Raw genomic sequence first — 9846 nt, 5'->3', positions numbered from 1 at the left:
TTGAGGCGCTTACCCGCACGCCGGCCGGGCCCCGTGGCGCGGGTCGCCCGATTGTGGTGTATCTCGAGTAACAGATCATCCTCGCCATCTTCCACAATCGACCCTCGGGGGTGGCTACCGAGATATAGGGATTAGGTGGCCATGCAGAAGTCCTTCTTGTTTCTTACCCTGTTCGTCCTGATGGGCGGCGTCCAGGCCGAGACGTTGAAGGGCCGCATCGCGGAGATATCCCCTCAGGCGGGTACCATTGTGATCCAGGTCGAGGGCAAGGGGCGGGAGGTGATCGGTACCGATGCCGACACCCGGTACGAGGGTGCCGCCGGCTTGAATGACCTCGGCCCGCCCGACCTCATCGAGGTGCAACGGCAGGAGGGCGGTCCGGCGGCGCGTATCCGCAAGGTCCTGTTCGACTTGCCTCCCGGTTTGGCGATCTCCATCAACGAACTGCTCGGCATCATCACGGATGGGCAGCCCCATCAGTTGTACGACACCCGTCCCCATGATCTCTTCGCAACGGCCCATATCCCGGGCGCCGGGTCCACCTCCCCCGAGGACGAGGACTTCCCTGGCAGGCTGCCCGCGGACAAGGATATGCTGCTGGTGTTCTATGGCCGCGGCCCCACGTTTCCCGACACCGCGGCGGCGGTGGAGCAGGCCGAGGCCGCCGGCCACACCAACCTCAAGGGCTATCTTGACGGCCTGCCGGGCTGGAGCGAGACCAGGTTGCTGCTGCTTTCGGAGGCCTCCTGGTTGGCGAAGCATCGCAACCCCCGGCACGTGGTGCTGGACGTGCGGCCCCGGACCGTGAGCAGCCGCTCCCACATCGTGGGTGCCGTGGCCATGCCCCTGTCGGAGTTGCAGGCTATGTCCCAGCGTACCATCGCCGGGCAGGAGTCGCCCCGGTTGCCGGGGCTGTCCGACAGGGGTGCGCCGGTCATCGTCTACGCCGACGACCACACGTCCCGGGAGGCCGTGCGGGCCTACAAGCTGCTGCGCGAGTGGGGCTACGACAGGGCCACCGTGTTGAAGAATGGTTTCACGGGTTGGCGGACCGCGGGTCTGCCCACGGTATCCGGCCCCGCCGCCACCCGGATCGTCTATGAGAATGACCTGGCCCCGGCGCCATCCAACCCGAGGGAATCCGGGGCTGCCCATTCACCCCCTCCGCCCGTGCGGGCCGTTGCTGGGTTACCATGACTTTTCATATAGTGCGGAGATGTGCCATGGGCGATCGCGACCCTGATCATCGTCCTCTGACTATCGCCCTCTAACCATCGTTCGGGCGCCACAGAGCGGCGCGGGGCAGCCACGCAGACACCCGGTGTAGACCAATGGCACAGACCTTTCAGTGGACAGAGCGTTTCGAAACCGGCCTGACGGAGGTGGATGATCAGCACCGTCACCTGGTGGATATCATCAATGCCATCGGTGAGCGGGTGCGCGAGAACCTGGAGGTCCGGGCCGATGACATCGCCGCCCTCTACCGGGATCTGCGGGACTATGCCGTCTACCACTTCGCCGAGGAGGAGCGCTTGATGGTACAGGAAGGGCTCGACGCCGGCTACGTGGAACGGCACCACGCCCAGCACCGCTACTACCTGGCAGAGGTCGAACGTCTCTACGGCCGGTTGTCTGCCGAGGCAGTTGCCGAGATCCGTTCCATCCTGAAGTTCCTGACGTCGTGGCTGGTCTACCATATCCTGGGTACCGACCAGGCCATGGCCCGCCAGATGGAGCGCATCCATGCCGGCATGACGCCGCGCCAGGCACTGCTTGCCGAGGACGATGAACGACGGGATGCCACCGAGCCGCTGCTGGCCGCCCTAAATGGGCTGTTCGAGCAGGTGGCCGAGCGCAACCGGGAGTTGGAGGCGCTGAACGAAGATCTGGAACACCGCGTCGCCACGCGCACCGAGGAACTCGCTGGTCTGGTGGCGCGGCTGGAGCAGGAGAAGGTGGAGTCCCAGCGCCTCGGGGCGGCCCTGGCCGAGGCCAACCGGCACCTGGAGGACGTGGCCAATACCGATGTCCTCACCGGCCTGCCCAACCGCCGTCATGCCATGGCCCAGATGGAGCGCCTGTGGGGAGAAGCGGTCGCAGAAAATGGGCCTCTCGCGGTGATCATGATCGATGCCGACGATTTCAAACCCGTCAACGATACCTTCGGCCACGATGCCGGCGACGAGGTGTTGATAAGGGTCGCGAGGGAGTTGCGCCATGCCGTGCGCAGCGATGACTTGGTGTGCCGTATGGGTGGCGACGAGTTCCTCATCATCTGTCCCCGTACCCCGCTGGAAGGCGCCGAGCAGGTGGCGGCCAACGCCTGGCGCCGCATCAGTGCCCTGCGCGTGCCGGTGGGCGATGGTGAGTGGCGGGGCAGCATCAGTGCCGGAGTCGCCGTGCGCCACGCCGGGATGCGTGGTGTCGCCGATCTGATCAAGGATGCCGACGAAGCCGTTTATGCGGCCAAGGCTGCGGGCCGCAATTGCGTCCGTTCGAGTCCGGGAGAAGCAGCCTGATTCCTGGAACGATCGGGCAAGGATGCGGCGTACCCGGATGGATTTGAGGTCTCTCTAGGCGACTCCGGAGGCGCGTCCCTCGACGGGCTTCACGTTATTCGCACGGGGCCGTTTGGGCCTGTCCTCGTGGCGGAACCGCTCCAGCTTATCCGGCTCCTGGATGATGATGGTGTTGTCCCTGGTTGTGATCCAGCCGTGGTTGCGGAATTCGGAGATCACCCGGCACAGGGTCTCTACGGTGACACCCACGGCGGCAGCCAGATCGGCCCGGCGCGCCGGGAGGCCGGTGATGGGCTGGAGGGGTTCCTCCGTGGAGTGACGTTGGAGCAGGTAGTCCGCCACCTGGGAGCGCGCGCCCTGGAGGGACATCTGCCGGATCTGCCCGATGAGGTAGTGGGACCGCCGGCTCAACTGGGAAAGCATGGTCCAAGTGAGTTCCGGGTGCTGGTGCAGATATCGGGTGAAGCCGAAGGCATCGATGCGCACCAGCAAGGCGTCCACCACCGCCAGTGCCGACACCGGGTAACCCTGGCCGGAGAACATGGCGGCCTCGGCGAAGGATTCCGTAGGCGAGATGAATTCGATGATCTTCCGCTGGTCCCGGTTGTTGGTGACGAAGAGTTTGACCAGGCCGGAGACCACGATAAAAAAGGCGCCGCAAGGCGCTCCCTCATGGAAGATAAATTCGTCTTCCGCGTAATCGACCATCCGTGACATGCGAGCGATGGCCTCCCGGTGCGCGGGGTCGAAACTCGCCAGCAACGGTGTTTCTCCAAGTATCTTTTTCAGTTCTCCCGGCATGGTCTGATCCTGGTATTCTCGGACGGGCGCTATATACGGGGCCTTGAGCACACATTGAATCGCAATTTGCTGATTCACATTGATCCCGGTCAAGGTTTCGATCACCCAACTTAACTTATATCAGTTTTGAGCATTGTCGCTCCGACTTGGGGGCATTAGGCTTCTTCTGCGCGTACTTTCGGATGTCGTGCAGATGTCCGCCATGGCCAACAAAGGAGTTCACCATGATCACTCAATTAAGAAAAATCCGCTGGTGGCTTGGAGCGGCGGGGGCCATGTTGGCCCTCGCGGCCAACGGCGTAGCGGCCGCATCGGAATCTGCCCTGAAGCCGGTGGACGAGAAGCAGTGTTACGCCTGTCATGCCAACATCAAAGAGTTCCATGCGGAAGGTCGCCACGCCACCGTCAATTGCGTGCACTGTCACGATGCCACTGATCATCTGAAGTCCGGTGCAAGGCCCACCACGCGCACGGACCTCGAGGCCTGTGCGACCTGTCATCTGCCGCAGTTCAACTCCTTCGTCCACGTCCATCACGAGTCGGAACCACGGGTCGAGAAGGCGACGCCGATGAGCCGGTCGCCGATGTTCGACAAGTTGATTGCCGGACACGGATTCGCCCTCGAGCACGCCGAACCGCGCAGTCATGCCTTCATGCTGGTGGACCACTACGTCGTGGACCGTGCCTACGGGGGCCGCTTCCAGTTCCAGAACTGGACCAAGGTCACCGACGGAATCGGTGCGGTGCGTGGCGCCTGGACGGTGGTGACGGACGCCGATCCGGAAAGCTCGGATCAGCGCAAGTTCCTGTCCCAGACGGCAACCGCCGCCAACCCGGTGTGCCTGAACTGCAAGACCCAGGACCACATCCTGGATTGGGCCTATATGGGGGACGAGCACGAGGCGGCGAAATGGTCACGGACGTCCTCCGTCGTCGAGTTTGCGCGCGACCTCGACCACCCGTTGAACTGCTTCATGTGCCATGACCCGCATTCTTCCGGGCCGCGCGTGGTGCGTGACGGACTCATCAATGCGGTAGTCGATCGCGAATTGGGTACATACCCCTACGATGCAGACAAGAGCGCCCGGCTGTCGATGGAAAAGGTCACCTTCAAGCGTCAAGGCAAGGATTTCCGCTCCATCGGTCTCCTGGCTGAGGCCGACTCCAACGTGATGTGCGCTCAATGCCACGTGGAGTACAACTGCAATCCGGGTTTCGACAAGACCACGGGCGAAAAATCCGTCGGCATGGATAACCGTCGTGCCAACCATTTCTTCTGGACCAATGTATTCGATTGCAAGGAGGGCGCCCAGTCCATCAACTTCGCGGACTTCAAGCACGCCACCACCGGTGCCCTGCTGCCCAAGCTGCAGCATCCCGAAGCCGAGACCTTCTGGGGCTCGAAGCACGAGCGGGCCGGCGTGGCCTGCGCCGATTGCCATATGCCCAAGGTCAAGCTCGAGAATGGCAAGGAGTTTACCGATCACGGCCAGCGTAGCCCGCGGAGTCGGATCGAGACGACCTGTCTCAAGTGTCACAGCTACTGGACCGAGGAGGAAGCGGAATACGCTATCGACTACATCAAGAACTACACCCACGGCAAGATCGTGAAGGCGGAGTACTGGCTGGCTCAGATGATCGACTTGTTCCCCGTCGCCAAGCGGGCCGGGGTGTCGGACGATGTCCTGAAAAAGGCGCGTGATCTGCACTACGATGCTCATCTCTATTGGGAATGGTGGACGGCCGAGAACTCTGTCGGTTTCCACAATCCAGAGGCGGCACGCGAGTCTCTGACCCTGTCCATCGACAAGAGCAAGGAGGCGATCAAGGTGTTGAACGAAGCGATCAATGCAAAGGTGGCATCGAGGTAAGCTTCACGGCAGGCAGTCCGAGGGGCCGGTGCGCGTCACCGGCCCCTTTTTTGGGTTATCCCGCCCGTGGCCTGCTAGCGTCTCCCTTCCGTACCCCGGCATCCGCCCATGCCCCGGATGCTCCGGCACGTGGATGCGCCGAAAGCCGCTGCGCGGGCGGCTTTACCGTACTTGGATACCTGAACCACCGAGGCGCCTCATATGATTCCCGAGTTGGGCCAGTTCGCCTTGGCGTTTGCTCTAGCGCTGGCGCTGGCGCAGGGCAGCGTTCCTCTGGTCGGGGCCCATAGGCGTGACCTGCGGTTGATGGCCCTCGCCAAGCCCCTGGCCCAGGGACAGTTTGCCCTGCTATTGCTTGCCTTCGCGATCCTCGCCTGGTCCTTCCTGAGCCATGACTTTTCGGTCAGGAACGTGGCCCAGAACTCCTTCTCCCAGCTCCCGGCGGTGTATCGATTCACCGCAACCTGGGGTTCCCATGAGGGCTCGCTGCTCCTCTGGACCGTGATCCTGGCGGGCTGGTCCGCCGCCGTGGCGGTTTTCTCGCGGCAATTGCCCGAAGAAATGGTGGCACGGGTCCTCGGTGTGATGGGGCTGGTGAGCGCTGGCTTCCTGGCGTTGCTGCTTTTCACCTCCAGCCCCTTCGAGCGGCTGTTCCCCATCCCGGCCGACGGGCGGGACCTGAATCCGTTGCTCCAGGATCTCGGGATGGTGTCACACCCGCCACTGCTCTACATGGGGTATGTCGGTTTCTCCGTGGCCTTCGCCTTCGCCATTGCGGCCCTGTTGTCCGGTCGGCTCGATGCGGCCTGGGCGCGCTGGTCGCGCCCCTGGACCACCGCGGCCTGGACCTTTCTGACCCTGGGGGTGGGGCTGGGAAGCTGGTGGGCCTATCGCGAGCTGGGCTGGGGTGGTTGGTGGTTCTGGGACCCGACCGAGAACGCCTCGCTGATGCCGTGGCTGGCCGGGACCGCCCTGATCCACGCCCTGGCGGCCACCGAGAAACGCGGCGTGTTCGGCAACTGGTCGGTACTGCTGGCCATCACCACCTTCTCGCTGTCGTTACTGGGCACCTTCCTGGTCCGTTCCGGCGTCCTGTCCTCGGTCCATGCCTTCGCCACCGACCCGACCCGCGGACTGTTCATACTCACCTTCCTGGGCCTGGTGATCGGGGGTTCCCTGACCCTCTATGCCCTGCGCGCTCCGCGTCTGATGGGCGGCGGTGCCTGCGGCTGGTTTTCTCGTGAATCCCTGCTGCTGGCCAATAACGTGTTTCTGGTGGCCGCCCTGGGCGCGGTGTTTTTGGGAACCCTGTATCCGCTGTTTCTGGATGCCCTCGGCCTCGGCAAGATCTCCGTAGGGACCCCGTATTTCAACACTGTATTCGTGCCGCTGGTGGCACCGGTGCTGTTCCTGGTCGGCGTCGGTCCGCTGGCGCGCTGGAAACAGGCGGATCTGCCCGGCCTGATGGGGCGCCTGAGGGGGGCCTTCGCGGTGGCCGTGGTCACGGCCCTGCTGTTACCGCTGACCCTCGAGGGCATGAACCTGCAGGTCACCCTGGGCCTGTTCCTGGCGCTGTGGATCCTTTTTACGGTACTGAAGGGCTTCGCCATGCGCCTGCAACACCATCGCGGCAGTCGAATCCGGCGCCTGGCGCGGCTGCCCCGGGCCTTCTGGGGCATGCAGACGGCCCACGCCGGGCTGGCCGTGCTGGTCGTGGGGATTACGATGGTGTCCAACTACGAGACCGAACGTGATGTGCGCATGCCCATCGGCAGCCATCTGGAACTCGCCGGGCACCGCTTCGTGTTCCATGGTGTGCAAGAAGTGCCCGGGCCCAACTATCTCGCCGGGCGCGCCACGATGGAGGTGACTACACCCCGCGGGCGTACCTTCACGCTTTACCCCGAGAAGCGGAACTACAACGCATCCGGCATGATCATGACCCAGGCCGCCGTCAGTTACGGCCTGTTTCGGGATGTCTACGTCTCCCTCGGCGAGCCCCTGGGCGACGGCGCGTGGACCGTCCGCGTCTATCACAAGCCGTTCGTGGGCTGGCTGTGGGGCGGCGCACTGTTGCTGGCATTGGGTGGAGCGCTGGCGGCGGCGGACGGGCGCTACCGTGTGGCCCGGCGGCGGCGTCGGCCGGCCGTGGCCGCAGAGGCCGCGGCCCTTCCTTCTGCAGTGGCGCGGCGCTCGGCATGAGACGCTGGGGCCCGCTATGGTTATTCGCCGCGGTCGCGGCATTCCTCTACGTCGGACTGTATCTGAACCCCAAGGAGGTGCCCTCGCCGCTGGTGGGACGACCGGCCCCGGATTTCACCCTGCCGGTGATCGGCCAGCCGGGGGAGACCTTCTCGCCATCCGAGGTCCGCGGCAAGGTCTGGCTGCTGAATATCTGGGCGCCCTGGTGCAGCGTCTGTCTGGAGGAGCACAAGCACCTGCCCCGGTTGGTGGATGGGCGAGTGCCCATCTACGGCCTGACATGGAAGGATCTCGACCGCGAGGCCGCCCCGCTGCTCGCGCGCAACGGCAGCCCTTACGTCGCTGCGGTGGATGATCGCGACGGGCGCATCGCCCTTCGCTACGGGGTCACCGTCACGCCGGAGACCTTCGTGATCGACCGCCACGGCATGATCCGGATGAAACACGTGGGGCCCGTCACTCCTGCAGTGTGGACCAGGAAGTTCGAACCCCTGTTGAAGGCGTTGCAGTCTTGAAAGGATCCCTTGGCCTGCTGATATGCCTCTTGTGGCTCGCCCCGGAATGGGGAATGGCCAGCGTACCGGCCGCCCCCAACGCCGATGACCCGGCCCTCGAGGCACGTCTGAACCGGCTGGCCGAGGGCTTGCGCTGTGTCGTCTGCCAGAACGAGTCGCTGGCCGAGTCGCGTGCATCCCTGGCCCTCGATCTGCGTGAGGAGATCCGGGAAATGATGCGAGCAGGGATGAGCGACGATGCAGTGGTAGAGTCCCTGGTCGCACGCTATGGGGATTTCGTGCTCTATCGCCCGCCCCTGAAGCCGCTGACCTACCTGTTGTGGGCCGGTCCCCTGGCGTTCCTGCTGGGGGGGGCCGGCCTGGCCATGGGCAGCGTGTTGCGACGCCGGATGCTGCGTCCCCAGGCGGATGTGAGTGCGGACGCGCTGCGTGAGGCCGCGCGCCTGCTGCAGGGCAGCGAGCCCCATTCCCCCCGGGGCACGGACGCGGTGTCCGGCCCTACCCACCGAGAAGAGAGGTAATCCCCTTGAACGCCATCGTGACTGTCGCCCCCTTCTGGATTGCCGTGGTTCTGATCCTGGTCGCCGTGCTTGCCTGGGTGCTGCCGCCGCTGTTCCGGCGATTGCCGGCGCGGGAGGGCCTCGACCGGCGTGAGCTGAACATCGCCGTCTATCGCGATCAGTATCGCGAACTGGAGGAGGACCATCGCCATGGCCTGCTCAGCGATGGCCAGCGGGATGCGGCCCGCGCGGAACTGGAGGCCCGGCTGGCTCGGGATGCGCTCTCCGAAGAAGAGAGGCCTTACCGCGTTTCTGTCGCCCACCGGGGCCTGGGGCTGGGCCTGGTGGCGGTGATCCCGGCCCTGGCCGTAGGGTTCTACCTCGTCGCCGGCGAGCCGGGCTTCATCGTCGAGCAGGCGGTCGCAGAGCAGACCGAACAGGAGCGGGAGCGGAAGGTACAGGAGGCATTGGTGCGGCTGGACGAGAAATTCGACCAGGCCCTCGCGACGCTGGAAGATAACGTCCGCAAGGATCCCGAGGATGGGCTGAGCTGGACCTTTCTGGCCAATGGGTATATCGCCCGCGACCGCTGGGAGGACGCGGAGCAGGCCTATGAACATGCTTATGCCCTGATGCCGGATACGGCGGTCGTGGTGTCGGGATATGCGGAGGCCATGGCGGTGAATGCCGGGCGCGATCTCAGTGGCCGGCCCATCGAACTGGTGCGCAAGGCCCTGAGTCTCGACCCGGAGGATCCCAAGGCACTGGAGCTTGCGGGTATTCATGCCTACCAGAACAAGGAGTACACCACCGCCGGCTACTACTGGAATCAGCTGCTCAAGCAGACGCCGGAAGGTACCCCGGCCCATGGCGAATTGACGACCATGGTTCGCAATGCGCGGGCGCTGGGGCATACGGAGGCCTTTGGCGAGCCACCGCCCGACGCGGCACCGGCGGCAGTCGTCGGCGGACGTGTCGAGCTGGCCCCCGAACTCGCCCATCGGGTCGCGCCGGATGACACGGTTTACCTGTTCGCGCGCACCGCGACCGGCAGCACCCAGCCCCTGGCCGCCCTGCGCACCCGCCTGGACCAACTGCCTGTCGAATTCACCCTGGACGACAGCCTGGCCCTGAGCACCGACCACGTACTCTCGAACCACGAGAGCATCACCCTGGTGGCACGCGTCTCCAGGACGGGTGATCCCGAGGCCCGCCCGGGCGATCTGGAGGGCGTTCTCGAAGAGGTGCCGGTGGGCCGTTTGGACGTGCTTCTGACCATCGACCGAATAACGCCCTGACGCCCCCATCGGCGGTCGCTGGTCGGGCCCGCCGTGGGCGATCCTGCGCAACCTCCATTCCTTCGACCCCTGTGTCGCCTGCTCCACCCACGTGATGAGCGAGGATGGCCGGGAGCTGACCCGCGTCAAGGTGCGTTGAG

Annotated in this window: 8 protein-coding genes; 7 read left to right on the top strand and 1 reads right to left on the bottom strand. The window is 64.7% G+C overall.

Going from position 1 to position 9846, the window contains the following annotated elements:
- Positions 1 to 141: 141 nt before the first annotated feature.
- Both U5S82_18490 and U5S82_18485 read left to right on the top strand, forming a co-directional pair.
- A complete protein-coding gene (locus U5S82_18490) occupies positions 142 to 1197 on the top strand; it encodes a rhodanese-like domain-containing protein (protein MDZ7753572.1) in 1056 nt (351 codons plus the stop codon).
- A gap of 134 nt (positions 1198 to 1331) precedes the next feature.
- Positions 1332 to 2519, top strand: coding sequence for a bacteriohemerythrin (locus tag U5S82_18485; GenBank protein MDZ7753571.1), 1188 nt, complete (start codon positions 1332 to 1334; stop codon positions 2517 to 2519).
- A 54-nt stretch (positions 2520 to 2573) separates the two neighbouring features.
- Here U5S82_18485 and U5S82_18480 read toward each other — a convergent pair whose 3' ends face one another.
- Positions 2574 to 3320, bottom strand: a complete 747-nt coding sequence (locus tag U5S82_18480) for a Crp/Fnr family transcriptional regulator (protein MDZ7753570.1) — start codon at positions 3318 to 3320, stop codon at positions 2574 to 2576.
- A 224-nt stretch (positions 3321 to 3544) separates the two neighbouring features.
- On the opposite strand from U5S82_18480, the gene U5S82_18475 reads away from it, so the two are divergent.
- From U5S82_18475 to ccmI, 5 genes are all read left to right on the top strand, one after another.
- On the top strand, positions 3545 to 5191 hold the full coding sequence (locus U5S82_18475) for an ammonia-forming cytochrome c nitrite reductase subunit c552 (protein ID MDZ7753569.1): 1647 nt from the start codon (positions 3545 to 3547) through the stop codon (positions 5189 to 5191).
- A gap of 201 nt (positions 5192 to 5392) precedes the next feature.
- Positions 5393 to 7393 (top strand): heme lyase CcmF/NrfE family subunit, encoded by a 2001-nt coding sequence (locus U5S82_18470; GenBank protein MDZ7753568.1) that lies wholly within the window; start codon positions 5393 to 5395, stop codon positions 7391 to 7393.
- Positions 7390 to 7908 carry a DsbE family thiol:disulfide interchange protein gene (locus U5S82_18465; GenBank protein ID MDZ7753567.1) on the top strand — a complete coding sequence of 173 codons (519 nt, stop codon included), beginning with the start codon at positions 7390 to 7392 and terminating at the stop codon, positions 7906 to 7908. The genes U5S82_18470 and U5S82_18465 overlap by 4 nt, the downstream gene beginning before the upstream one ends.
- On the top strand, positions 7863 to 8429 hold the full coding sequence (locus tag U5S82_18460) for a cytochrome c-type biogenesis protein (GenBank protein ID MDZ7753566.1): 567 nt from the start codon (positions 7863 to 7865) through the stop codon (positions 8427 to 8429). Before U5S82_18465 ends, U5S82_18460 begins: the two co-directional genes overlap by 46 nt.
- 5 nt (positions 8430 to 8434) lie before the next feature.
- Positions 8435 to 9706, top strand: a complete 1272-nt coding sequence (gene ccmI / locus U5S82_18455; GenBank protein ID MDZ7753565.1) for a c-type cytochrome biogenesis protein CcmI — start codon at positions 8435 to 8437, stop codon at positions 9704 to 9706.
- Positions 9707 to 9846 lie beyond the last annotated feature (140 nt).

It is taken from the genome of Gammaproteobacteria bacterium, assembly GCA_034522055.1.
Classification (GTDB): Bacteria; Pseudomonadota; Gammaproteobacteria; order JAABTG01; family JAABTG01; genus JAABTG01.
The sequence above is the reverse complement of the archived record's forward strand: the minus strand, read 5'-3'. Positions and strand labels throughout refer to the sequence as shown.